The 24,960-nt window shown below is 72.9% G+C and carries 21 protein-coding genes; 3 read left to right on the top strand and 18 right to left on the bottom strand.

The features are described 5' to 3' along the window. Window positions 1–39: 39 nt before the first annotated feature. From ACIP4X_RS34965 to rimP, 9 genes are all read right to left on the bottom strand, one after another. Window positions 40–996 carry a bifunctional riboflavin kinase/FAD synthetase gene (locus ACIP4X_RS34965; RefSeq protein ID WP_401352360.1) on the bottom strand — a complete coding sequence of 319 codons (957 nt, stop codon included), beginning with the start codon at window positions 994–996 and terminating at the stop codon, window positions 40–42. Between the two features lie 144 nt (window positions 997–1,140). Further along, window positions 1,141–4,791 carry a serine protease gene (locus tag ACIP4X_RS34960; RefSeq protein ID WP_391460237.1) on the bottom strand — a complete coding sequence of 1,217 codons (3,651 nt, stop codon included), beginning with the start codon at window positions 4,789–4,791 and terminating at the stop codon, window positions 1,141–1,143. A gap of 270 nt (window positions 4,792–5,061) precedes the next feature. Further along, window positions 5,062–5,967 carry a tRNA pseudouridine(55) synthase TruB gene (truB, locus tag ACIP4X_RS34955; protein ID WP_358737656.1) on the bottom strand — a complete coding sequence of 302 codons (906 nt, stop codon included), beginning with the start codon at window positions 5,965–5,967 and terminating at the stop codon, window positions 5,062–5,064. After that, complete coding sequence (gene rbfA, locus ACIP4X_RS34950) at window positions 5,964–6,416, bottom strand: 30S ribosome-binding factor RbfA (RefSeq protein WP_358737658.1); 453 nt, start codon at window positions 6,414–6,416, stop codon at window positions 5,964–5,966. The genes truB and rbfA overlap by 4 nt, the downstream gene beginning before the upstream one ends. A 63-nt stretch (window positions 6,417–6,479) precedes the next feature. Next, window positions 6,480–6,773 carry a DUF503 domain-containing protein gene (locus ACIP4X_RS34945; protein WP_100571646.1) on the bottom strand — a complete coding sequence of 98 codons (294 nt, stop codon included), beginning with the start codon at window positions 6,771–6,773 and terminating at the stop codon, window positions 6,480–6,482. 227 nt (window positions 6,774–7,000) lie between these two features. Further along, entirely contained in the window at window positions 7,001–10,072 is a 3,072-nt protein-coding gene (gene infB / locus ACIP4X_RS34940) for a translation initiation factor IF-2 (protein WP_358737660.1), read from the bottom strand. 164 nt (window positions 10,073–10,236) lie between these two features. Beyond that, window positions 10,237–10,518, bottom strand: a complete 282-nt coding sequence (locus tag ACIP4X_RS34935) for a YlxR family protein (RefSeq protein WP_358737662.1) — start codon at window positions 10,516–10,518, stop codon at window positions 10,237–10,239. Between the two features lie 160 nt (window positions 10,519–10,678). Next, a complete protein-coding gene (gene nusA / locus ACIP4X_RS34930) occupies window positions 10,679–11,677 on the bottom strand; it encodes a transcription termination factor NusA (protein ID WP_358737664.1) in 999 nt (332 codons plus the stop codon). Between the two features lie 2 nt (window positions 11,678–11,679). Then, a complete protein-coding gene (rimP, locus tag ACIP4X_RS34925) occupies window positions 11,680–12,177 on the bottom strand; it encodes a ribosome maturation factor RimP (protein ID WP_358737665.1) in 498 nt (165 codons plus the stop codon). Window positions 12,178–12,385: 208 nt separating this feature from the next. On the opposite strand from rimP, the gene ACIP4X_RS34920 reads away from it, so the two are divergent. From ACIP4X_RS34920 to ACIP4X_RS34910, 3 genes are all read left to right on the top strand, one after another. Next, the gene (locus ACIP4X_RS34920) at window positions 12,386–13,015 is read left to right on the top strand and encodes a hypothetical protein (RefSeq protein ID WP_358737667.1); all 630 of its coding nucleotides are present in this window, start codon (window positions 12,386–12,388) and stop codon (window positions 13,013–13,015) included. Next, window positions 13,012–13,497, top strand: coding sequence for a ferritin-like domain-containing protein (locus ACIP4X_RS34915; protein WP_358737669.1), 486 nt, complete (start codon window positions 13,012–13,014; stop codon window positions 13,495–13,497). The genes ACIP4X_RS34920 and ACIP4X_RS34915 overlap by 4 nt, the downstream gene beginning before the upstream one ends. Before the next feature lie 144 nt (window positions 13,498–13,641). Continuing rightward, window positions 13,642–14,556 carry an aminoglycoside phosphotransferase family protein gene (locus ACIP4X_RS34910; protein ID WP_358737671.1) on the top strand — a complete coding sequence of 305 codons (915 nt, stop codon included), beginning with the start codon at window positions 13,642–13,644 and terminating at the stop codon, window positions 14,554–14,556. A gap of 487 nt (window positions 14,557–15,043) precedes the next feature. Here the strand turns inward: ACIP4X_RS34910 and ACIP4X_RS34905 are convergent, their stop codons facing one another. The 9 genes from ACIP4X_RS34905 to ispG form a co-directional block, all read right to left on the bottom strand. Further along, complete coding sequence (locus tag ACIP4X_RS34905) at window positions 15,044–16,744, bottom strand: proline--tRNA ligase (RefSeq protein WP_358737673.1); 1,701 nt, start codon at window positions 16,742–16,744, stop codon at window positions 15,044–15,046. A gap of 107 nt (window positions 16,745–16,851) precedes the next feature. Beyond that, window positions 16,852–17,445, bottom strand: a complete 594-nt coding sequence (locus ACIP4X_RS34900; RefSeq protein WP_401352351.1) for a GNAT family N-acetyltransferase — start codon at window positions 17,443–17,445, stop codon at window positions 16,852–16,854. Window positions 17,446–17,499: 54 nt separating this feature from the next. After that, window positions 17,500–18,348 carry a GNAT family N-acetyltransferase gene (locus ACIP4X_RS34895; protein WP_358737677.1) on the bottom strand — a complete coding sequence of 283 codons (849 nt, stop codon included), beginning with the start codon at window positions 18,346–18,348 and terminating at the stop codon, window positions 17,500–17,502. A 123-nt stretch (window positions 18,349–18,471) separates the two neighbouring features. After that, a complete protein-coding gene (locus ACIP4X_RS34890) occupies window positions 18,472–19,362 on the bottom strand; it encodes an ABC transporter permease (RefSeq protein ID WP_358737679.1) in 891 nt (296 codons plus the stop codon). Next, complete coding sequence (locus ACIP4X_RS34885; RefSeq protein ID WP_358737681.1) at window positions 19,362–20,297, bottom strand: sugar ABC transporter permease; 936 nt, start codon at window positions 20,295–20,297, stop codon at window positions 19,362–19,364. The genes ACIP4X_RS34890 and ACIP4X_RS34885 overlap by 1 nt, the downstream gene beginning before the upstream one ends. Continuing rightward, entirely contained in the window at window positions 20,294–21,571 is a 1,278-nt protein-coding gene (locus tag ACIP4X_RS34880; RefSeq protein WP_358737683.1) for an ABC transporter ATP-binding protein, read from the bottom strand. The genes ACIP4X_RS34885 and ACIP4X_RS34880 overlap by 4 nt, the downstream gene beginning before the upstream one ends. Next, a complete protein-coding gene (locus ACIP4X_RS34875; RefSeq protein WP_358737685.1) occupies window positions 21,568–22,764 on the bottom strand; it encodes an extracellular solute-binding protein in 1,197 nt (398 codons plus the stop codon). The genes ACIP4X_RS34880 and ACIP4X_RS34875 overlap by 4 nt, the downstream gene beginning before the upstream one ends. 133 nt (window positions 22,765–22,897) lie before the next feature. After that, on the bottom strand, window positions 22,898–23,959 hold the full coding sequence (locus ACIP4X_RS34870; RefSeq protein ID WP_358737687.1) for a LacI family DNA-binding transcriptional regulator: 1,062 nt from the start codon (window positions 23,957–23,959) through the stop codon (window positions 22,898–22,900). A 236-nt stretch (window positions 23,960–24,195) separates the two neighbouring features. Then, a partial coding sequence (ispG, locus tag ACIP4X_RS34865) for a flavodoxin-dependent (E)-4-hydroxy-3-methylbut-2-enyl-diphosphate synthase (RefSeq protein WP_401352345.1) occupies window positions 24,196–24,960 on the bottom strand: 765 nt, incomplete at its 5' end.

The following is a 24,960-nucleotide window of genomic DNA, read 5'->3' as shown; positions in this document are numbered from 1 at the left end:
CCGGGGAGGTTATCCGGCGGCCGAGCGAACCGGGGTCGGCTACGCCGTCCTCGCGTCCTCGGCGACGATCCGCCGGCACTTCTCGACGTCCTCGGTCATCGTCTCCAGGAAGGCCTCCAGCGAGTCGAACTTGGCCTGGCCCCGGACGAAGTCCAGGAAGTCGACGCCGACGTGCAGTCCGTACAGGTCGAGGCCCACCCGGTCGATGGCGTACGCCTCCACCGTGCGCTCGGTGCCGTCGAACTGCGGGTTGGTGCCCACGGAGATCGCGGCGGGCATCACCTCGCCCTGAGCGTGCAGATAGCCGGCGTAGACGCCGTCGGCGGGGATCGCGGTGTGCGGGAGGGTCTCGACGTTGGCCGTGGGGAAGCCCAGCTCGCGGCCGCGCTGGGCGCCGCGGACCACGACGCCCTCGACCCGGTGCGGGCGGCCCAGGATCTCCTGGGCGCCCCGGACGTCGCCCTCGGCGACCAGACGACGGGTCAGGGTCGAGGAGAACGGCTCGCCGCCGCCCGCCTCTCCGGTGACGTACAGGTCGACGACCTCGACCTCGAAGTCGTAGGTCTTGCCCTGGTCGGCCAGGAACTCGACGTTGCCCGCGGCCTTGTGCCCGAAGCGGAAGTTGGGGCCCTCGACGACCGCTTTGGCGTGCAGCTTGTCGACCAGCACCTTGACGACGAAGTCCGCCGGGGACAGCTTCGAGAACTCGGCGGTGAAAGGCAGTACGAGGACCGCGTCCACGCCCAGCCCGGCCATCAGCTCGGACCGGCGGTGGTGGGGGGCGAGCAGCGGCGGGTGGCTGCCGGGGCGCACGACCTCGCTGGGGTGCGGGTCGAAGGTGACGACGACGGCGGGGACGCCCAGGTCGCGGGCGCGGTCCACGGCGTGCTCGATGATCAGCTGGTGTCCGCGGTGGACTCCGTCGTAGGAGCCGATGGTGACGACGCTGCGCCCCCAGTCCTGGGGGATGTCCTCCAAGCCACGCCAGCGCTGCACTGTGACCGCTCCTCGTCGAACCCGTGTCCGTGTCGTTTCGGGTTGTCCTAGTTGTTTCCTGCTGCTTGTCCGCAGGTCTAAGGGTGCCATGCCCAGCGGTCGCCGCCCGCACTGGCATGGGCGGCTGTGATCCGGCGCACGTCGTCAGGCGGGGACGGGTACGCCCTCCGCGTTCTCGATCATCCGGCGGGTGCCGGGACCCACCACCGCGGCCCAGTCCCGCGGGGCGTCGGTCAGCCAGCGGGCCACGCGGGCGGCGAAGCCGGGCACGTCCCGGCCCAGCTCCATCAGGCTCCGGTCGAACACGGCCGCGCCGCCGGGCGTGCGGACGAGGAGCAGTCCGACGCGGTGGACCAGGCCGCGGAGATCCTCCTCGGCGGTGGAGGCGGCGGCGCGCAGCACCGCGTCCAGGACGGCCGGGGCGTCCTCCTGGGCCAGGAGGAAGTCCAGCAGTTCTCGGCGCAGCGGGCGGGAGGCGGGGGTGCCGAGGGCGGCGAGCACACCGGCCAGCGCGCGGCGCAGCCGCTCGGCCCCGTCGCGGCCCCGGTCGCCGGCACTCCGGCCCTCGACGCCTCTTCCGGCGTCGTCGCTGTCGAGGAGGCCCGCGACCAGGGGGAACAGCACCGAGCGGGCGGCGGGGTCCGCGTCCAGGCGCTGGTCGATGTACGCCGCCACCGGCCCGGCGCCCTCCGGATGCCGGGTCACCGCCTCGCGGACCACGACGGCGACCCGGCGGGCGAGCGCGGGCGTGGCGGCCTCGCCGAGCGCGCGCAGGGCCTCACCGATGCCGGTGCCGGACCCGGTCCGGGTCCCGGTCCCAGTGCCGCTGTCGCCTCCGCTGCGACACCCGTCGACGGTGTCCCGGCGCAGGCACGCGCCGATGGCGGCGAGGACCGCCTCGGGATGGGTGGTCAGGGCGGGCGCCAGCGCGCTCGGCGGCAGGTGCCGGTCGCCCGCCGCGAAGTGCCGCAGCGCCCGCGGCAGATGGCGGGCGCGGGTGTGCGGATCCCGGACGAGAAGGGCGAGCGCGCCGCCGTGCAGCGCGGAGTCGGCGGGGCGGTCGAGCAGGGCGAGGGCGGCCTGGCAGAGCAGTTCGCGGTCGGCCTCGGTGCGCGCCCGGGGCGCGGTGCGCAGGCCGTGGGCCAGGGCCTGCGTCCTCAGCGCGGGGCGGTCGTCGTGCGCCCACCGGGCCACGGCCCGGCACAGCGCGGACGGCTCCTCCTCGGCGAGTACGGCCAGCAGTTCCTCGGCGCGCGGGTGGGCGTACTCGGCCAGCGTGTCGGTGAGGTCGTCCAGGGCGCGGTCGCGGTGGGTGTGGAGCAGGGCCTGGGCGGCCGTGGCCACGGTGGCGTGCGGCGCGGCGGGCAGCGGGCGCTCGTCGTCGAACCAGCGGGTGAGGTGCCGTTGCACGGCGGCGGGGTCGGCGATGAGGAGGCGCGCGACGGCGTCCAGGTAGCGGAACGGGCGGCGGGGGCCGCCGCGCGTGTCCCGTGGTGCGCCGTCGGCGAGGAGGAGGCGCCTGAGCAGGTCGCAGCGGTCGGCGTCGGACAGGTGCAGCGCGGTCCAGAAACCCGGTCCGAAGCCGGGCGGCACGGGCAGGTCGCACTGCTGCCACACCACGATCCGCTCGGCGAGCAGCCGCAGCACGCGCAGGTACGGCGTCGCGTCCGCCACGCGCAGCAGTGCGCCGGCGAGCAGCCGCGACGCCCACCAGGAGCGCGGGTCGGTGTCGAGGGCGCACAGCAACTCCTCGAGCCGCACGGCCAGTCGGCGGGTGCCGTGCCGGCGGGCCAGGAGAAGCAGGGCGTGGACGACGGGGCCGATGCGGTGGTGCGGGACGGGCTGCGGGGGCCGTGGCGCGCCGGGTGTGTGCCGCCGGTGGACGAGGACGCGCAGGGCCTCGTCCAGGTCGAGGTGGGTGCCCTGGATCCAGTCGGCGAGTTCCTCGTGCGCGAAGCGGTAGCCGCCGCCCACCGGGACGAGCAGCCCCTCGGTGAGGACGGCCGCCGCCCAGCCGGTGCCGCCGCCGAGCCGGGCCGGGGCGAGTCCCCGCGGGAACAGCTCGTCGAACGCAGACGGGTCCAGTTCCCCCGGGCCGAGGCTGCGGCGGGCGGCCTCGTGCACCTGGCCGGAGACCGTGGCCGCCAGGCGCCGTACGGCGGTGCCGCGCAGTCCGTTCTCCGCGGCGAGGCGGACGGCGATGCGCAGGCACATCAGGTCCAGGTGGGCCGCGAGGACGTCGTCACGGTCGAGCGGGGGGTGGCCGGCGGCGTCGGGGAGGGCGGCCCGCACCTCCGCCAGGAGCCTGAGGGTGAGCGGGTGGCGGGCGGCGGCGTCCACCAGGGCGCCGTCCGGGATGCCGTGCCGGGCGCGGGCCTCGTGGGCCTCGGCGGGGGTGAGGCCGCCGAGGGGCAGGCAGGGCGGCAGGTGGCCGGTGGCGCCGTCCGGGCCGGCTCCCGCCGTGACCGGGGTGTGGAGCAGGTCCGCCGGGAAGCACGCTCCGGCCGTCTCCCAGTACGCCTCCCGGCAGGCCACGACCAGCCGCGCTCCCGTGCCGCGCAGCCACTGCGCGGTTCCGTCGGTCCACTCGGGGAGCCGGTCGGCCAGGGCGGACGGCATCTCCTGGGGGGCGTCGAGGAGGAGCAGGAGGGGGCGGCCGTGGGCGCGGGCGAGGCGGGCGACGCGTTCCGGGGTGAGGTCGGTGCGCTCGGTGGGCCGGGGCGCGCGGGCGGCCGCGACGATCCGGGCCGCCCGGTCCAGTGCCCGGCCCACCGCGTCCGCGACCGAGGTGTCGGTGCCCAGCAGATCGGCGCCGCGCAGCCACAGGGTGGGCGCGGGCGAGCCGCCGCGGGCACGGTGGCCGGCCAGCGCGGCGAGCTCCGTCGTACGGCCGCTTCCGGACTCCCCGACGAGTCCGAGCACGGCGGCCGGGCCGTCACCGAACGCGGCCAGTTCCCTCGCCACCCCGGTACGTACGACCGGCCCGGCGGGCACCCTGGGTCCGCCCGTCCGAGCGAGAGGGGACGGCAGGGCTCCGGCGGGGCCGTCCTGGGCCAGGGAGGTGGCGGTGAGTTCGAGGACCGCGGCCAGGTTCAGGTCGCGGCCGTAGGCGGACACCGTGGCCTCGTTGCGGGTGAGGAGGTCGGCCAGGGGGCCTTCGCCGGTTGGGCGCAGCGGTACCGCGAAGCCGGCTTCGCCGCGACCGGAGCGCAGTGCCGTGCCGAGGACGGCGACCACGGCGCCGGTCGCCGCGTCGAGGACCGGTCCCCCGGCGGCCCCGCCGCCCCGCCGGAGCGCCTCGCGTCCCGCCGTGCCGATCGCCAACCCCGTGACGCCGTCGAGGAGATGGAGGCGGTCCGTGGCCGTGTAGGTCACCGTGGCCGCGCCGAGCACCCGTGCCTCGCGCCAGTGGTCGGCCGCGATCCGGACGTAGGTGCCGCTGCGGACGCCGTCGCGCACGGTGACGGGAAGCGGCTCCACGCCGAGGCCCTCGGTGCGGATCAGGGCCAGGTTCAGGGCGGGCAGCGCGGTGATCGCGTCGGCCGTCACCACGCGGGAGCGCTCGCCCGGGCCGGGCATGTGCAGGACGAGCCGGGGCAGTCCGTCGACCGCCTCGTGGCTGGTGATCAGCGTGCCGTGGTGGTCGGCCGCGAAGGCGGTGCCGCGGGGTCGTCCCGCCAGGTCGTGGACGCGGACCAGGGAACGGTCCAGAGCGTGGTCCCGCGCCTCCGCCACGCGCTCCGGTCCCTGTGGTCCCCGCACCTGTGTGGATCCATGGAGGTCCCGCCCCGCCATGCCCGAACCTCCCCGCCGTACCGCCGTGCCCGCCCAGTGCTGTGACCGCACTAGACGGTAGGCCGCGGATGATCAGCGGAACAGGCCGAGCGGCGAACGCGCCCCCCTGCACTCCCCCGGTTCACTCCGAGCGCCCGCACGGCCGGGTGAATGGGCCCGGGCCGCTGGACAAATGCTCATGGGTGGGGGAACCGAGGGGGGACGGAACCGTGGAGCGGCGGACGGGGAGCATCCCGTGCTCGCCGCTCCACGGTCACCGGCAGCGTGTGGTCAGCCGAAGACGGCCAGGCTCCTGGCCTTGCCCCGCTGCGCCTCCACGAGCGCGAGGAGGCGGCCGTCGGGGCCGTAGACGGCGACGGCACCGGCGCCCGCGTACTCGTCGGGCACCTCCAGCCGTACGCCGTTGATGAGCAGCCGGGCACGCCGGGCGTCGACGTCCCAGCGGGGGAACGCCGCCGCGGCCGCCTCGGCGACCGGCATCACGGTCAGCTCCTTCTGAAGCTGGTCCAGCGTCCTGGCGGAGTCCAGCTTGTACGGGCCGACCCGGGTGCGGCGCAGCGCGGTGAGGTGGCCGCCGACGCCGAGGTCGGCGCCCAGGTCGCGGGCGAGGGCGCGGATGTAGGTGCCGGAGGAGCAGACCACGGACACCACCAGGTCGAGCACGGGGGTGCCGTCGTCGGCGACGGCGTCGCGGACGTCGTACACGGCGAAGGAGGAGACCGTCACCGGCCGGGCCGGGATCTCGAAGTCCTCGCCCTCCCGCGCCCGCTTGTACGACCGCACACCGTTGATCTTGATGGCGCTGACCTTGGACGGCACCTGCATGATCTCGCCGGTCAGCTTGGCGACCGCGGCGTCGACGGCCTCCCGGGTCACCTTGGAGGCGTCCGTGGCGGAGGTGATCTCGCCCTCGGCGTCGTCGGTGACCGTGTTCTGGCCGAGCCGGACGGTGCCGACGTACTCCTTCTCGGTCAGCGCGAGATGGCCGAGGAGCTTGGTGGCCTTCTCCACGCCGAGCACGAGCACACCGGTCGCCATCGGGTCGAGGGTGCCCGCGTGGCCGACCCGTCGGGTCTTTGCGATGCCGCGCATCTTGGCCACGACGTCGTGCGAGGTGAAGCCCGACGGCTTGTCGACGATGACGAGGCCGTCGGGCGGGGTGGGCTTGCTGGTCATGCGGTGGTGTCGTCCGTCCCGTCGTCGGACCCCGGCTTCTTGTACGGGTCCGCCTCACCGGCGTACGAGGCGCCCGCGGAGTCCTCGCGCACCTTCGCGTCGGAGGCACGGGCCTTGTCGAGGAGGTCCTCGATGTTCCGGGCGGTGTCCGGCAGGGCGTCCGCGACGAAGGCGAGGGTCGGGGTGAACTTCACCCCGGCCGCCCGGCCGACCTCGGAGCGCAGGATGCCCTTGGCGCTCTCCAGGCCGGCGGCCGCCGCCTCCCGCTCCTCGTCGTCCCCGTAGACGGTGTAGAAGACGGTCGCCTCCCGCAGGTCACCCGTGACCCGGGTGTCCGTGATGGTGACGTGCGAGCCGAGCCGCGGGTCCTTGATCCCGCGCTGCAGCTTCTGGGCCACCACCTCTCGGATGAGGTCCGCCAGCCTTTTCGCCCGCGCGTTGTCGGCCACTGGTCCGTCTCCCGTTCTTTCTTCTTCTGCTGGTGCGGTGTGGATGGTGCGGTGGGGTGCGGTCTAGTCGTCCTCGCCGTGGAAGCGGCGTCTGACGGACAGCAGCTCCACCTCGGGACGGCCGGCGACCAGCCTTTCGCACCGGTCCAGCACGTCGGTCAGGTGCGTCGCGTCGCCGGAGACCGCGGCGAGACCGATGACGGCCCGCCGATGGAGGTTCGTGTGGTCCACCTCCGCCGCGCTCACCGCGTACTTGCGCTGGAGCTCGGCGACGATCGGGCGGACGACGGAACGCTTCTCCTTCAGCGAGTGGACGTCGCCGAGGAGGAGGTCGAAGGACAGAGTCCCCACGTACATGTGTGTTCCCGGGTTGCCCGCCGGTACGGGTTCGATGGTCCTGCCTTCTCGGTGGGCAGGGACATCAAGAACGGTACCGCGAACCCCGCCGATCACTCGACGGGGTTTTCCGCGGCCCTGGGTGGGACGGGGTGCCCCGCCGGCCCCGGGCACGGCTCGCGGCCCTGGACACGGCCGTGCCGGCCGACGGGAGTGGTCCCGCCGGCCGGCACGGGGTGTCTGCGGCGTTACGCCCGCGGCTTCTCGCGGAGCTCGTACGTCGCGATGACGTCGTCGATCTTGATGTCGTTGAAGTTTCCGAGGTTGATACCACCCTCGTAGCCTTCGCGGATCTCGGTGACGTCGTCCTTGAAGCGGCGCAGACCCTCGATGTTGAGGCTCTCCGCGATGACCTTGCCGTCGCGGAGCAGGCGCGCCTTGCTGTTGCGCTTGACCTCGCCGGAGCGGATGAGCACACCGGCGATGTTGCCCAGCTTGGACGAGCGGAAGACCTCGCGGATCTCCGCCGTGCCGAGCTCGACCTCCTCGTACTCCGGCTTGAGCATGCCCTTGAGGGCCGCCTCGATCTCCTCGATCGCCTGGTAGATGACCGAGTAGTACCGGACGTCCACGCCCTCGCGCTCGGCCATCTGCGCGGCACGCCCGGCGGCGCGCACGTTGTAGCCGATCACGATGGCGTCGGAGCCCATGGCCAGGTCGATGTCCGACTCCGTGACCGCACCCACACCGCGGTGCAGGACGCGGATGTCGACCTCTTCGCCGACGTCGAGCTGGAGCAGCGAGGACTCGAGGGCCTCGACCGCACCGGACGCGTCGCCCTTGATGATGAGGTTGAGCTGCTGGACCTCGCCGGCCTTGAGCACCTTGTCCAGGTCCTCGAGCGAGACGCGGCGGACGCGCTTGGCGAACGCGGCGTTGCGCTCACGGGCGGCGCGCTTCTCCGCGATCTGACGGGCCGTACGGTCCTCGTCCACCACGATGAAGTTGTCGCCCGCACCCGGGACGTTGGTCAGACCCAGGACCTGCACCGGCGTCGACGGGCCGGCCTCGGCCACGTTGTTGCCGTTGTCGTCGAGCATCGCCCGGACACGGCCGTACGCGTCGCCGACCACCATGGTGTCGCCGACCCGCAGCGTGCCTCGCTGGACGAGCACCGTCGCCACGGCACCGCGGCCGCGGTCGAGACGGGACTCGATCGCGATGCCCTGCGCGTCCTGCTGCGGGTTGGCCCGCAGGTCGAGCGAGGCGTCGGCGGTCAGGACGACCGCTTCCAGCAGCGAGTCGATGTGCAGACCCTGCTTGGCGGAGATGTCGACGAACATGGTGTCACCGCCGTACTCCTCGGCCACCAGGCCGTACTCGGTCAGCTGACCGCGCACCTTGGTCGGGTCGGCGCCCTCGACGTCGATCTTGTTGACCGCGACGACGATCGGGACGTCGGCCGCCTTGGCGTGGTTGAGCGCCTCGACCGTCTGCGGCATGACGCCGTCGTTGGCCGCGACGACCAGGATGGCGATGTCCGTCGACCGGGCACCGCGGGCACGCATGGCGGTGAACGCCTCGTGACCCGGGGTGTCGATGAAGGTGATCGCCCGGTCCTCGCCGTTGACCTCGGTCGCGACCTGGTAGGCACCGATGTGCTGGGTGATGCCGCCGGCCTCGCCCGCGATGACGTTCGTCTTGCGGATGGCGTCGAGCAGTCGGGTCTTTCCGTGGTCGACGTGACCCATGACGGTGACGACCGGCGGACGGACGACCAGGTCCTCCTCGCCGCCCTCGTCCTCGCCGAACTCCAGGTCGAAGGACTCGAGCAGCTCGCGGTCCTCCTCCTCGGGGCTGACGATCTGAACCGTGTAGTTCATCTCGTCGGCGAGGAGCTGGAGCGTCTCGTCGGACACGGACTGCGTGGCCGTGACCATCTCGCCCAGGTTCATCATGACCGCGACGAGCGACGCCGGGTTGGCGTTGATCTTCTCGGCGAAGTCGGTGAGCGACGCACCGCGCGACAGGCGAATGGTCTCGCCGTTGCCGCGAGGCAGCATCACGCCGCCGACCGACGGGGCCTGCATGGCCTCGTACTCCTGGCGCCTCTGCCGCTTCGACTTGCGGCCACGACGCGCGGGACCGCCGGGACGGCCGAAGGCGCCCTGCGTGCCACCACGGCCACCGGGACCACCCGGACGGCCACCGAAGCCGGGACGGCCACCGCCGCCACCGCCGAAGCCGCCGCCACCACCGGGACGACCGGCGAAGCCGCCGCCGCCACCACCGGGACGACCGGCACCGCCGCCGCCACCGGGACGACCGGCGAAGCCGCCGCCGCCACCGGGACGACCGGCACCGCCGGGACGACCCGCACCACCCGGACCACGACCGCCGCCACCGGGGCCGGGACGCGGGCCGGCAGCGGGACGCTGCGGCATCATGCCGGGGTTCGGACGCGGGCCGCCCGGACGCGGACCGCCCTGCGGACGGGGCATCGAGCCCGGGGTCGGACGCGGACCGCCCGGAGCCTGTGGACGCGGACCGCCGCCCTGGGCACCGGGGCCCTGCGGACGGGGACCGGCGCCGGGGGCACCGGGGCCGCCGGGACGCGCGCCCTGCGGACGCGGCGCCTGCGGACGCGCCATGCCGGTGGAGCCACCGGACGTGAAGGGGTTGTTGCCCGGACGCGGGCCGGCCGGGCGACCGCCCGGACGCGCACCCTGGCCACCGGGGCGCGCTGCACCCTGGCCGGGACGCGGTCCCTGACCCTGGCCCTGGCCGGGACGGCCACCGGGCTTGGGGGCACCGGGACGGGCACCGGGCTTCGGCGCGGACGCCGACGGAGCCGACGGGGCCGACGGGGCCGACGGCGGAGCGGTGAACTCCGGCGTGGTGGGCGCGGCCGGAGCCGGACGCGGCGCGGGCTTGGGACCCGGCACCGGACGCGGACCGGGAGCCGGCGCGGACGCCGACGGGGCCGCGGGCTGCGCCGGGGCGGGCCTGGGCGCGACCGACGGCTTGGGCGCCGCCGGACGCTCGCCCGCCGGCTTGGGCGCGCGGGAGGGACCCCCGGCCTGCGCCGGCGAGGGCGCGGCGGGCCTGGGGGCGGCCTTCTTCGGGGCACCCGGCTTCGCGGCGGACCTGCCGCTGCCGTTGCCCTGCTGGAAGGCGTCAGTCAGTTTGCGTACTACGGGCGCCTCGATCGTCGAGGACGCCGATCGGACGAATTCACCGAGTTCCTGGAGCTTGGCCATGACGACCTTGCTCTCCACACCGAACTCCTTGGCGAGTTCGTATACCCGGACCTTAGCCACTTCGCTCCTTTGAGGTCCGGGTTGCGGCCGGACCGTCGCTAGTTCATGGGCGTACTCATCGCGTACTCATCGAGTGCTCATCGCAATCTCGACCTGCTTTCGACTCGCGAGGTACCAGGCCGCACGGTGACTTCCGTACGGCACGTTTTCCTTGCCGTGTTGCCTCAGCAACCTTGTGCCTGCTCGACGTACCGGCGCAACGCCATTACGTCGAGCGGTCCCGGGACACGGAGCGCCCGCGGAAACGCCCGGCGGCGCACCGCCTGGTCGAGACAGACCGGGACGGGGTGTACATACGCACCCCGGCCGGGCAGCGTACCGCGAGGATCGGGGACGCACTCGCCCTCGACCACCACGGTCCGCAACAGTTCGATCTTGGCCGCCCGCTCCCTGCATCCCACACAGGTACGCTCAGGGCATGCGCGGGCACGCGTCCGGCCAGACACAGCTAAGTCTACCTCCCCGCACCGACCTCACCCCTGCGGGGGAGAGATCGAACGGCTGTTGTCGTATTCCGAGCGACCTGCGGCCCGGATCCATTCCCTCCGTACGGGTGAACTGCCCCGCGCGTCCGAGTGGACCCGCCCGCGGCGGTGCCCGGGACGGCTACTCGGGTGCCCGCTCGGACGGCTGCTCGGTGTCCGGGCGGATGTCGATCCGCCAACCGGTGAGCCGGGCCGCCAGCCGGGCGTTCTGGCCCTCCTTGCCGATCGCCAGCGAGAGCTGGTAGTCCGGCACGGTGACGCGGGCCGAGCGGGCGGCCAGGTCGACGACGTCCACCTTGGAGACACGGGCCGGCGACAGCGCGTTCGCCACCATCTCGGCCGGGTCGTCCGACCAGTCGACGATGTCGATCTTCTCGCCGTTCAGCTCGCCCATCACGTTGCGCACCCGGCCGCCCATGGGGCCGATGCAGGCACCCTTGGCGTTCAGGCCCGAACGGGTGGACCGTACGGCGATCTTGGTGCGGTGACCGGCCTCACGGGCGATCGCGGCGATCTCCACGGAGCCGTCGGCGATCTCCGGCACCTCCAGGGCGAAGAGCTTCTTCACCAGGTTCGGGTGCGTACGGGACAGCGTCACCGAGGGGCCGCGGACGCCCTTGGCGACCCGGACGACGTACGACCGCAGCCGCATGCCGTGCGGGTAGGTCTCGCCCGGGACCTGCTCCTGCACCGGCAGGATGGCCTCCAGCTTGCCGATGTCGACGAGCACGTTCTTCGGGTCGCGGCCCTGCTGGACCACCCCGGTGACGATGTCGCCCTCGCGGCCGGCGTACTCGCCGAGCGTCGCGTCGTCCTCGGCGTCGCGCAGCCGCTGCAGGATGACCTGCTTGGCGGTGGTGGCGGCGATACGGCCGAAGCCGGACGGGGTGTCGTCGAACTCGCGGGGCTCCTGGCCCTCCTCGAGGTCCTGGGGGTCCTCCTTCGCCCACACCGTCACATGCCCGGTCTGCCGGTCGAGCTTCACGCGCGCGTGGCGACGGCTTCCCTCGGTGCGGTGGTAGGCGATGAGGAGGGCCGACTCGATCGCCTCGACCAGCAGGTCGAAGGAGATCTCCTTCTCTCGTACCAAGCCCCGCAGGGCACTCATGTCGATGTCCACGGCTACGCCTCCTCTTCCTTCTGGTCCTTGCGGTTGAACTCGACCTGCACCCGCGCCCTGACGACGTCCGGGAAGCCGAGTCTGCGGGTCGTGGGCCTGCGCCCCTTCACTCCGGGCACTTCGAGATCGAGTCCTTCGTCGTCGACCCCGAGGATCCTGGCCACCAGCTCGCCGTTGTCGGCCAGCTGGAACTTCGCCAGCCGGCCCGTGGCGCGCACGTAGTGCCGGTGTTCCGTGAGGAGGCGTTCCGCGCCCGGGGTGCCGACCTCGAGGGTGTACTCGCCCTCGCCCATCGCGTCCGTCTCGTCCAGCCTCGCCGAGAGCGCACGGCTCACATCGGCGACCCGGTCCAGGTCGGCTCCGGTGTCGGAGTCGACGACGACGCGCAGCACACGCTTGCGTCCTACGGAGTCCACGGCGATCTCTTCGAGATCCAGGCCCTGGGAGGTGACGAGCGGTTCCAGCAGTTCCCGCAGCCTCTCGCTCTGGGTGGTGCTCATCCGGGTGACTCCTCGGCCGCGTGTGCTGTTGTGGGTTGGTCGCGTGTCTGGTCAAAGGGTATCCGGTCCGCAGGGGTGTTGCCGTCCACCTGGGGAGCGGCGGTGCCGCTGAGTGAAGGGTGCGCGGGGCGCGGGTACCGTGATCACGGGCGAGCCGCCCCCTGCCCCTCCCGTCCATTTCGTTCGTACGCACCCGAGGACGTCTGCCGTGCCGTTCCCCTCATCTCCGCGCGTCCTGACAGGTCCGCGCAGAAGGAGCCTGCTCGCCTCGGCCGCGGGGGCCGCCCTGCTCGTGGGCTGCTCCACCGGTTCCGGTTCCGGCGGCGCGGGCGAGAGCCCGTCGCCCGACGAGCGGGTACGCGCGCGTGTGGCACGCGACAGCGAGGAGCTGGCGCGGCGGTACGACGCGGTGATGGCCGCGTATCCCGCGCTGGCGGAGCGGCTTCGGCCACTGCGCGCGCAGGTCGCGGCGCATGTGGAGGCGTTCGGCGGCCCGGCGAAGGCCTCGCCCGGCGCGACGGCGCCGACCGCGCCGGCGTCGGACTCGACCGCTCCGTCGGCGGGCTCCACCACACCGCCGTCGGGCTCGGCCACGCCCGAGGGTTCCGGCTCGCCCGACGGGTCGCAGGCACCTGCGGGTGCCGAGGCCTCCGGCTCTCCCGCCGCCCGGGAGACCGCGAAGTCCGCCCTGGCCGTGCTCGCCGCGGCCGAGCGTTCCTTGTCAGACCGGCGCACCGCCCTTCTGATCCAGGTGCCCGGCGAACTGGCCCGCCTGCTCGCCTCGGTGGCGGCGGCCGGGGCCGCCCACGCGTATCTCCTGACGGAAGGTGACAAGTGAGCCAGGTGACGGACCGGCGGCGGGTCGAGGCCTTGCAGGCGGCGCTCGCCGCCGAGCACGCGGCCGTGTACGGGTACGGCGTCGTCGGGGGCCGGATCGGCGAGAGCCGGCAGTCCGAGGCACGGTCGGCGTACGACGCGCATCGGGCACGGCGGGACGCCCTCGTGCGGGAGGTGCGGGACCTGGGCGGGCAGCCGGTGGCCGCGGCGGCCGCCTACACGCTGCCGTTCCCGGTGCCGGACTCTGCTGCGGCGGTGCGGTTCGCCGCCGACCTGGAGGAACGCGTCGCCGGTGTGTACTCCGACCTGGTCCGGGCGAGCGGGGGCGAGCGGCGGCGGGAGGCCGCCGGGGCGCTGCGCGAGGCGGCGGTCCGGGCGGTGCGCTGGCGCGGGGAGAGCGTAGCCTTCCCTGGTCTCGCCGAACGGGCCGGTGCGGCGGGCACGCCCACGGCCTCCACGGCCTCGACGGCACCGACGCCGTAGGGCGTACGGATTCCGCGGACGGGCACGGAACGGGCACGGACGGGAGGAGCGGAACGGCACAGGAGGCGCCCACGGCGCACGGCGACAGGCGCGCGGCGACCGCGGAGAACACGTCCAAGGACGTCAGGAAGGAACGACTCGCGCATGGCTTTCGAACCGCCGCCGCGTCTGGTGCGGGCGCTGGGTGAGACCGCGCCGGACGGGGACGACTGGCTGGAGAAGCTGCCCGGACTGGCGCGGCAGGCCGTGGAACTGCGCGAGCTGACCGTCGAGCGGGTGCAGATGCCCGGCGGACGCAGCAGCCTCGTCGTGCTGGTGCGGACGGCGGACGGTACGCCGGCCGTGCTGAAACTGGCCCCTGCCCGGGCCCGTCCTCGGAGCGAGCGGGCCGCGCTCGCGCACTGGGACGGGCGGGGTGCCGTGCGGCTGCTGGAGGACGGTCCCGCCGGTCCGGTTCCGGGCGAGGGCGTGCTGCTGCTGGAGCGGCTGCACCCGGACGTGTCGGTGCGGTCGCTGCCGGAGTCGAGGGCGCTGCTGGAGGCGGCGGGCACGCTGCGGCGGCTGTGGGTCGAGCCGCCCGCGGGGCATTCCTTCGAGACGGTCGAGGAGCGGACCGGGCGGCAGGCCGAGGCGATGCGGGCGAGCGCGGAGGCCGACGCGGAGGTGGCGCCCCTGGTCGAGGCGGCGCTCACGGCCCGTACGGAACTGCTGGCCGCGCCGCCCGAACGGCGGTTGCTGCACGGCACGTTCCGGCAGAGCAAGGTGCTCGCCGGGGACCGGATGCCGTGGCTGGCCGTGGGCCCGGACCCGGTGGTGGGCGAGGCCGCCTTCGACCTGGCGCGGCTGGTCCGCGACCGGGTGGAGGACCTGATCGCCTCGCCGTCCGGCGCCGCCACCACCCGGCGCCGCATCAAGCGGCTGGCGGAGTCCCTGGAGGTCGACCGCGACCGCCTGCGCGGCTGGACCCTCTTCCGAGCCGTGGAATCCGGCGCCCGCGCCCGCCGAGTGGGCCGCCCGAAGGACGCGGAACTCCTCCTGGAATTCGCCACCTGGCTCTGACCCACGGCCCAGAAGACGGCCACCGCGGCCACGACGAACGGGCGGGCAGCGGCCCGGCAACCGCCGCGCAGCAGACCCCGCCCCACCGGCCCGGCAGCGGCACTCCGGCCGGACGGCCCACCCGGTTCGCCGCCTCGACGAGCCCCCCAGCGACCGCTACCACGACGAACTGCCACCGAGGCAGCACCCCGGCAACCACCACCCACCGGCCCCGCACCACCACCCCGGCAGCGGCACTCCGACCGGACTGTCCACCCAGCTCGCCGCCTCGACGAGCGCCCGGGCGACCGCGGGTACGGTCCGGCGGCCGTCCGGGACGGCCGCCGGACGACGACGGCCGGTGTCCGGCTCGCCGGGTACCGGGGCACGCGCCGTGGCGAGGCGGCAGCGGCCGGCCGGAGGGGCCGTGGGTGCGGGGCCCGGTGCGGAGTGCCGTGTCCTGCGGCCGGCGTACCCGGCCCCGCGTAGGCCCCGCGTACCCGTGTCGCTACGCCGTGAGGCGGGTGAGGGCTTCCTCGATCGAGAGCTCCTCGCGCTCGCCGGTGCGGCGGTCCTTCAGCTCGACGACGCCCTCGCCCGCGCGGCGGCCGACGACCAGGATCTGCGGGACGCCGATGAGCTCGGAGTCGGTGAACTTCACACCCGGGGAGACACCGGCCCGGTCGTCGACCAGGACGCGGACGCCCGCCGCGGCGAGCTTCTGGGAGACCTCAAGGGCGACCTCGGTCTGCAGGGCCTTGCCGGCGGCGACCACGTGCACGTCGGCCGGGGCGACCTCCTTGGCCCAGATCAGGCCCTTGTCGTCGGCGTGCTGCTCGGCGAGGGCCGCGACCGCGCGGGACACGCCGATGCCGTAGGAGCCCATGGTGACGCGGACCGGCTTGCCGTTCTGGCCGAGGACGTCGAGCTTGAGGGCGTCGGCGTACTTACGGCCGAGCTGGAAGATGTGGCCGATCTCGATGGCCCGGTCCAGCTTGAGGCCGGTGCCGCACTTGGGGCAGGGGTCGCCGTCCTGCACGACCACGACGTCGACGTACGCGTCGACCTCGAAGTCGCGGCCGGCGACCACGTTCTTCGCGTGCGTGTTCTCCTTGTTGGCGCCGGTGATCCAGGCCGTTCCGGGCGCCACGCGCGGGTCGGCGATGTACTTCACCTTGCCCAGGCCCTGCGGACCGACGTAGCCGCGGACCAGGTCGGGCCGGCCCACGAAGTCCTCGGCGGTGACCAGTTCGACGGCGGCCGGGGCGAAGTGCGCCTCGACCTTGCCCAGGTCCACCTCGCGGTCGCCGGGGACGCCGACGGCGACGATCTCCCCGTCGACCTTGACGAGCAGGTTCTTCAGCGTGGCGGAGGCCGGCACACCGAGGGAGGCGGCGAGGGTCTCGATGGTCGGGGTGTCCGGGGTGGGGATCTCCTCGGCCGCGGGCACGGCGGAGCCGTCGACCGGCGCCAGCTCGTACGCGATCGCCTCGGTGTTGGCGGCGAAGTCGCAGTTCGGGCAGTCGGCGAAGGTGTCCTCGCCGGCGGCGGCCGGGGCGAGGAACTCCTCGGACTTGGAGCCGCCCATCGCGCCCGCGGTCGCGGCGCAGATCCGGTAGTCCAGGCCGAGGCGGTCGAAGATCCGCTGGTAGGCCTGGCGGTGCAGGGCGTAGGACTCGGCGAGGCCCTCGTCGGCGAGGTCGAAGGAGTAGGAGTCCTTCATCAGGAACTCGCGCCCGCGCAGGATGCCCGCGCGGGGCCGGGCCTCGTCGCGGAACTTGGTCTGGATCTGGTAGAGGATGACCGGCAGGTCCTTGTAGGAGGTCGCCTGGTCCTTCACCAGCAGCGTGAAGATCTCCTCGTGGGTCGGCCCGAGGAGGTAGTCGCCGCCCTTGCGGTCCTTGAGGCGGAACAGCTCGGCGCCGTACTCGTCCCAGCGGCCGGTGGCCTCGTACGGCTCGCGGGGCAGCAGGGCGGGCAGCAGTACCTCCTGGGCGCCGATGGCGTCCATCTCCTCGCGGACGATCCGCTCCACGTTGGCGAGGACCTTCTTGCCGAGCGGCAGCCAGGTCCAGATCCCGGCGGCGGTGCGCCGTACGTAGCCCGCGCGGACCAGCAGCTTGTGGCTCAGGACCTCGGCGTCCGCCGGGTCGTCGCGCAGCGTCTTCGCCAACAACTGGGACATGCGCTGGACCGGTGCGTTGGCCATGGTTCTCGTACTCCTGCCGATGGTGGCCCCCTGCCCGGGCGGGGCCGGGAGTGGGGGAAGCTGATGGCTAGGAGGTTAGCCGGGCTTGCCGCGCCGGTGGAAATCGGTTAAAGCCGACCCCGCGCCTGTTCCGGACGGCGGCGCAGCGGCAGCGGGGCGCCCATCACGGCGTACGGTTTCGGCGCGCTGGGGAAGAGCACCTGGCGGGCGAGGTCCTCGTAGCCCAGGGAGTGGTAGAGGCCGCGGGCCGGGCTGTCGGTGTCGATCGCGGAGAGGATCGAGCGGGGCTCGCTCGCGCTGTCGGTGATGGTGGTGATCAGGTCCCGTCCGATGCCGCGGTTCTGGTGGCCCGGGTGGACATGCAGTTCGGTGATCACGAAGGAGTCGTCGAGCCAGTCGTCGTGGCCGCGGGCGCGCAGATAGGGCTGGACGACGGTGGACCACCAGTGGGTGCGGTCGTTGGGCATGCCGTAGACGAATCCGACGAGCCGGCCGTCGGTCGCGGTGGCGCCGAGCGCGCGTGCCCCCCGGCAGGTCATGTGGCGCAGCACGATCTGCCGGCGCACGGCCACCTCGTCGGCGCCGAGGCCGAAGGCGACGGCCTGCACGGCGAGCGCCTCGTCGACGTGGGCCGCCAGGTCGAGGGGGCCGATCACGACGTCGTCGCCGCGGCGGTGTCCGTGATCGGGGAAGTGCGCCATGCCCGGAGACTACAGGGCGTGCACGGGGCGCTGAACAGCCCGGCGAGGCGCAGGTCAGAACAGCACGCTCATGAACGCGCCGACCTCGCGGAAGCCCGCCTTCAGGTAGGTGCGCCGGGCCGCGGTGTTGAAGTCGTTCACGTACAGGCTGACCACCGGGGCCACGTCGGCCAGCGCGTACCGCAGGACCGCGGCCATGCCGGGGACCGCCAGACCGCGGCCGCGGTACTCGGGGGCCACCCATACGCCCTGGATCTGGCAGGCCTCGGGGGTCGCGGCGCCGATCTCGGCCTTGAACATCACCTTGCCGTGCTCGTCGAGGCGGGCGAAGGAGCGTCCTGAGCCGACGAGTTCGGCGACCCGGGCCTGGTAGAGCAGGCCGCCGTCACCGGCGAGCGGGGAGACCCCGACCTCCTCGGTGAACATCGCCACGCAGGCCGGCATGATCGTCTCCATCTCGTCCTTGCGGATGCGGCGGACGTAGGGATCGGGGGCGATGCCGGCGGGCACGCGGTCGGTGACCATGAGCGGCTGGTGGGCACGGATCTCGCGGGCGGGGCCCCAGCCGGGTTCCAGGAGCCGCCAGAGCTGGGCGGTGGGTTCGACCGGTCCGACGATGGAGGAGCAGCGGCGGCCGGCCCGGCGGGCGCGGTCCGCGAAGGCCCGGACGGCCCTGGGGGTGGCGCAGATCGGGACGAGGTTGGCGCCCGCGTAGCACAGGGACGTCAATATGCCGTTCTCGTACCAGCCCCACATCTCGCCGCCGAGCCGCCACGGGTCGAGTCCGGCGACCTGTACGCGGGACGCCACGAAGGCGTTCGCGACCGGCTCGCGGCCGAGGACCGCGAGCGCGGCGTCGAGGTCGCTCGGTCCGAGGACCGTGGTGGTCGTCTGGGTCAACACGTCGGCGGGGCCTCACCACGAGGATCTACTGGTTCCCGCACTGTACCTGCCAGGAACGGGGGACGCCGCCCGGCGGTGAACAGCGCCGGACGGCGTCCCCCTGCCCGTGGAGGCTGCCGCCTCCTACGCGGACCGGTCGTCCTTGACACGCGTCACCAACTGGGTGGGGTTGACGAAGCGCAGCGCGACGACCAGCAGCACGAGCATCGACAGGGTGTACATCACGGCCATCGCGTCGATGGACTGCTGGGTGCGGATACCGGCCGAGAACACGGCGTAGTAGAGCGCCACGACGAGGGTCTGGCTGTCAGGGCCAGCGGTGAGGAAGGTGAGTTCGAACATGCCGACCGTGCGGACCAGGACCAGTACGGAGGCGGCGAGGATGCCGGGCACCAGCAGCGGCGCGAGGACGCGCAGCAGGACGGAGCCGGTCCGGGCCCCGCACATCCGGGCGGCCGCCTCGATCCTGGGGTCGATCTGCTCGATGAACGGGGTCATCGTCAGGACGACGAACGGCACCGACGGTACGAGGTTCGCCAGCACCACCCCGGTCAGGGTCCCGGCGAGCTGGAACTTGTACAGGACGGTGGCCAGCGGGATGCCGTAGGTGAGGGGCGGCACCAGGATCGGCAGCACGAACAGCAGCAGCACGGCCTTCTTGCCGGGGAAGTCCCGCCGGGCCAGGGCGTAGGCGGCCGGCACCCCGATCACCACGGACAGGACGACGACGAGCACGGAGACCAGCGCCGTCGTCCAGAAGACCTGGCCGAGCTGGAACTCCCGCCAGGCGGAGCCGTACCACTTCGTCGTCCAGCCCTGCGGCAGCCAGCTGGTGAACCAGCGGGTGCCCAGGGAGTCGACGAGCGGGACGCCGATGACTCCGGCGAGCTGGAGGAAGAAGAACCCGAACACGACGGCGGCGATCCAGGTGCCGGGCCGGATCCGGCGCCACCGGGGCCGGGTGGCCGGGTCCGTGACGGCGCCCGCCGCGGGGGCCTGGACGAGGTCGGCCATCAGCCCTTGCCTCCCGTCGCCCCTCGGTACAGCAGCGACCGCCAGGCGAGCACCAGGACGACGACCGCGAGCATCACCGCGGCCATGATCATGGCGATGGCGGAACCGAGGGAGTAGTCGAATTTCTGGAACGCCGCCTGGTACGCCTCGATCGAGATGACGTGCGTGGACTTGCGTGGGTCACCGACCAGTTGGGCGGACGGGAACACCGCGAACGCCAGGACGAACGACAGGCAGAAGGTGATGGCGAGACCCGGCGCGAGCAGGGGCAGGAGCACGTACCGCAGCCGTCTGCGCCAGTCCGCGCCGAGCGTCGCCGCGGCCTGCTCCAGGCTGGGGTCGATGCCGGTCAGGTACGACAGCGTCAGCAGGTAGGAGAAGGGGAACCCGGTGATGATCAACGAGGCAAGCACGCCCCAGTAGTTGTGCACGAGGGCGAGCGGCTCGTCGATGATGCCGAGCCCCAGCAGGGCCTTGTTGAACCAGCCGTTGGGGCCGAGGTAGCCGAGCAGGCCCTGCGCGGTGAGGACCGTGCCGAGGGTGATCGGCATGACCAGCAGCGTGGTGATCAGCCGGCGGCCGCGGAACGCGCCGCGGGTGCGGAACGCGACCGGTACGGCGGCAAGGCAGTTGATCAGCGCGGCGGGCACGGCGAGCCCGAGTGTGATCCACAGGGTCTCGCGCAGGTACGGATCGCTGAAGAAGAGGCGGTAGTTGGCGAACGGCCCTCCGCCCTGGGCGGGCTGGAAGGACAGTCCGAGACCGTAGAAGAACGGGTAGCAGAACAGCACGGCGAGGAAGAGCACGCCCGGGACCGCGAGGAGCAGCAGCCGGTCGATCCCGCGCTCGGCGAGGCGGTGGCGCAGCGCGGGCCGGGCGGCGGGCGGTTCGGGGGGCGCGGGCGGTGGCGCGGCGCGGGTGTCGGTGGCGCTCATGTGGCCACCTGCTTCGGGGTGTCCCGCGCCTTCTGCTGCTCGTGCGCGGCGGGCGCCGCGTCCTCGTCCGCCGGTGCGGCCGCCGGGTTCCGCCGCTCGTGGGAGTCGGGGCCGGTCTCGGGGGCGGACGGTCCGTCCTCGGCACCGGGGTCGTGGGACGGCCCGTCACCGAGGTCGCTCGGCTGTCCGTCGCCGTCGTCGGCGGCGAAGACGAGGACCCGGTCGGGCGGTGCGACGAGCCGTACCGAGTCGTCGGGCGCGAGCCGCTTCCCGGTGCGGAAGTGAACCCGGCGCCCGTCGGTCAGCCGTGCCTGTACGGCGAGTTCGCGTCCGTGGTACTCGACGACCTCGACCGTCGCGGGCAGTCCGGAGGTGCCGTCGGGGGCTTCGTCCCCGGTCACCGCGTCCAGATCCTCGGGGCGGATGGCCGCCGTGACCCGGCCGCCGGCGGCGGCGCCGTCACGGTCGAGCCCGACGAGCGGGCTGCCCGCGATGTCGACCACCACATGGGGGCCGCGGGTGCCGGTGACGGTGGCGTCGAGCAGGGTGCGGTAGCCCATGAAGGAGGCGACGTAGCGGTTGGCCGGGCGGCTGTAGACCTCCTCCGGGGTGCCGATCTGCTGGGTGCGGCCGTCGCGCAGCACGACGAGCCGGTCCGCCAGGGAGAGGGCCTCCTCCTGGTCGTGCGTGACGTACACGGTGGTCAGTCCGAGCCGCTGGTGCAGGCGGCGGATCTCCGCCCGCATCTCCAGGCGCAGTGCGGCGTCGAGGTTGGACAGCGGTTCGTCCATGAGCACCAGCCGCGGTTCCAGGACGATGGCGCGGGCGATGGCGACCCGCTGCTGCTGGCCGCCGGAGAGCTGGCCGGGCCGCTTGTGAGCGTGGGCGGTCAACTGCACCATGTCCAGGGCCCTGCCGACCCGTTCGGCGGCCTCGGCCTTGGGGACCTTCGCCATCTTCAGGCCGAAGCCGACGTTGTTCCTGACGGTCATGTGCGGGAACAGGGCGTAGTTCTGGAAGACCATCCCGAACCCGCGACGTTCCGGGGCGAGTTGGTCGATGCGTTCGTCGTCGAGGAAGATCCGGCCGCCGGTCAGCGGCAGCAGTCCGGCCAGGCAGTTGAGGGCAGTGGACTTTCCGCATCCGGAGGGACCGAGCAGCGCCACGAACTCGCCGCCCGAGATCTCCAGGTCGAGTCCCCGCAGCGCCTGGTGCCCGCCGAAGCTGCGGGCGACTCCGTCCAGGCGCAGGGTCGAGATACGGGCCCCCGTCACTGGCCGGCCACCTGGCGGTTCCACAGGTCGAACGCCTTGACCTGCGCCTGCGCGGACAGCGACGGCTTCTTCGGGAACTGGTCGATCCAGGTGTCGAACTCGGGGACGCCGTACTCCTTGACGACCTGCTGGGACTTGGCGGGCGCCATCGACAGGGGGACGTCCTTGACGGCGGGGCCCGGGTAGAAGTAGCCGTCGTCGTAGGCCTTCGCCTGCTGCTCGGGGGTGAGCATCCAGTGGAGCAGGTTGAGCACCGCGGACATCTTGTCGGCGCTGACGCCGTTGGGGACCACGGCGTACTGGGCGTCGGTCACCCAGGTCATGTTGTCGAAGTGGCCGGCCTTCATCTTCTTGGGCACGGTGCCGAGCGCACGCGGGTTGATGTACCAGCCCGTGGTGCTCATGATCATGTCAACCTGACCGGTGGCCAGGTTCTTCATCGTCTCGGACGTGCCCGAGGCGTACACGTCGACGTACTTGTCGAGCTCCTTCAGGTACGCCCACGTCTTGTCCCACCCCTTCTCGGGATCGGACGGGTCCTTGTCGCCGAGGAGGTACGGCAGCCCCATCAGCCAGGTGCGGCCGGGACCCGAGTTGGCCGGGTCGGCGTACTGGAAGCGCTTGGGGTGCGCCTTGGCCCAGTCCAGGAGTTCCTGCGGGCTCTTCGGCGGGTTCGGCACCTTGGCCGGGTCGTACTCGAACAGCGGCCCCGACGGGTAGTACACGACGGCCGTTCCCTTGCCCTGCGCCAGCTTCGCCATCTCCGCGGCCGGCGGCAGGTAGTCCGGGTTGCCGATGGCGTCCTGGTGCGTGGACATGTCCGCCCAGAGGTCCTGCTCCAGACCAGCGGCGAGGCCGTCGGTCCCGGTGAGCACCATGTCGATCTGGACCCGGCCGGCCTGCTGCTGCGCCTTGATCTTGCCCGCGAGTTCCGGAGCCGGCGCCTTGGAGTACGAGACCTTGCTGACGATCTCCGGGTGCGTCTTCCGGAACTCGTCGATCATGCCCTGGGTGAGCTGGAGGTTCCCCGCGACGTCCAGGATCTCCAGCGAGACCGGCTTGCTGGGCTTGTCCGGCACCTTCCGGGTGGACTGCCCCTTGTCCCCCGACGACTGACTGCTCGGCGCGCCGCATCCGACCACCGTGACCGCGAGCAACAAGCCGGCGGCGACGAGGCGCTGAACGGACGGCATACGAAGACTGGCTCTGTGGACGGTGCGGGACACAGCAACTCCCTGCGGGCGTCGGCCCGATGTCGTCAGCGACGGTGAGGAAACGCTTTCTCGGCCTTGTGCCCGAACAAAATCCTGCCCGCCATCGGATCTGTCAAGAAGGTGCGCCGGTCGAAAAACGGATGTGCAGGTCAACGGGGATGGACTCGCACTCGATGTCGTCCTCGCCGGCCATCAGCCGCAGCAGCGCCGCACCGGCCGCCTGCCCCAGCCGTCCCCGGGGAATCGCTACCGTGGTCAGTGGCGGCGCCGAGAAGCGCGCCATGTCGATCTCGTCGAACCCGGTCAGCGACACGTCGCCCGGCACCCGCACACCGAGCTCGGCGAACCGCGCGAGCAGACCGAGCGCCACGAAGTCGTTGTAGGCCATCACGGCAGTCGCGCCGGTGCCGAGGGCGGCGTCGGCCGCCGCGTACCCGTCGTCGGCGGTGGAGCCGCCGTCGACCGTGCGCACACGCAGCCCGAAGTCCTCGGCGGCGGCGAGGGCGCGCACCCGCTCGTGATGGGCCCAGGCGCGTCCGGGCCCGGCGACGTAGACGACGTCCCGGTGCCCGAGCTGGGCGAGGTGACCGCAGAGGGCGAGGACACCGCGGAAGAAGTCGACGGTGATCGCCCGCAGCCCCAGGCCCGGCTCCTGCCGGTTGGTGACCAGGACCGGGGTGTCGCGGCCGGTCAGCGCGACGAGGTCGGCGCGCGGCATGCGCGGAGAGCAGAGCAGCAGGCCGTCGGCGTACCGGACGAGGTCCTCGGCCAGTTCCCGTTCGGCGGCTGGGTCCTCGTTGGAGTCCATGACCAGGACGCGGGACCCACTGGATCTGGCCACCGCGGAGAGGGCCTTGATGATGTCGTGGAAGTACTGGTTCGCCAGGTCCGGGACGAGCACCCCGAGCGTGCCGGACCGCCCCCGGGCCAGGCCCTGCGCGGCGGCGTTCGGGCGGTAGCCCAGCTCCGCGACGGCCTCGCGGACCCGGTCGGCGAGGTCAGGGGCGACGGTGCCGACCTGGTTGATCACCCGCGAGACGGTCGACACCGAGGCGCCGGAGGCACGGGCCACGTCGGCGATGGTGACGCGTTTCTGCCCCCGGCCGGAGGACCGTCTCGCGGCCCCCTCGCCACCGTTTCCGGCGCGCTCCCCGGTGCGCCGCGCTGTGGTCATCGCATCCCCCCTGGAGTCGTCCGGCGCCGAGATAGCGATTTCTCAGCCTGCTCGTCAGCAAGTTAGCAGTCACAGGCGAGCGGGAAGAGGGCGTGGACGGCGGCGAGGGGCGAACCGTCGCAACATTTCGCTGGAAACGCTTCCCGGAGGCGTACGCCTTCCGGAAAGCAGGAAGCCCCGCCCTTCAGGGGGCGGGGCTTCGGTGTGGCGCGGCGGGGGCTGTCGCCGTCCCGCGGTCAGCCGCTGACCGAGATCTCCGGCTCGCCCGAGGCGACGCCGTCCTGCTCCATCTGCTCGGCGAGTTTCATGGCCTCCTCGATCAGGGTCTCCACGATCTTCGACTCCGGAACGGTCTTGATGACCTGCCCCTTCACGAAGATCTGCCCCTTGCCGTTGCCGGAGGCCACCCCCAGATCGGCCTCACGGGCCTCACCGGGACCGTTCACGACGCAGCCCATCACCGCGACACGCAGCGGCACCTCCATACCGGTCAGACCGGCCGTGACCTCCTCCGCCAGCTTGTACACGTCCACCTGCGCACGACCGCAGGACGGGCACGACACGATCTCCAGACCGCGCTGACGCAGATTCAGCGACTCCAGGATCTGGATACCGACCTTGATCTCCTCGACCGGCGGCGCGGACAGCGACACCCGGATGGTGTCCCCGATCCCCTGGGACAGCAGCGCCCCGAAGGCCACGGCCGACTTGATCGTGCCCTGGAAAGCCGGACCGGCCTCCGTCACACCCAGGTGGAGGGGGTAGTCGCACTGCTCGGCGAGCTGCCGGTAGGCCTCGATCATCACCACCGGGTCGTTGTGCTTGACCGAGATCTTGATGTCCCGGAAGTCGTGCTCCTCGAACAGCGACGCCTCCCACAGCGCCGACTCCACCAGCGCCTCCGGGGTCGCCTTCCCGTACTTCTGCAGCAGCCGCCGGTCCAGCGAACCCGCGTTCACCCCGATCCGGATCGGCGTCCCGTGGTCCTTCGCCGCCCTCGC

Origin of the sequence: Streptomyces sp. NPDC088817 (genome assembly GCF_044750345.1) — a bacterium.
In the GTDB taxonomy this organism is placed as follows: Bacteria; Actinomycetota; Actinomycetes; order Streptomycetales; family Streptomycetaceae; genus Streptomyces.
Note: the sequence above shows the minus strand (reverse complement) of the source record. Positions and strands in the feature narration are given on the sequence as shown.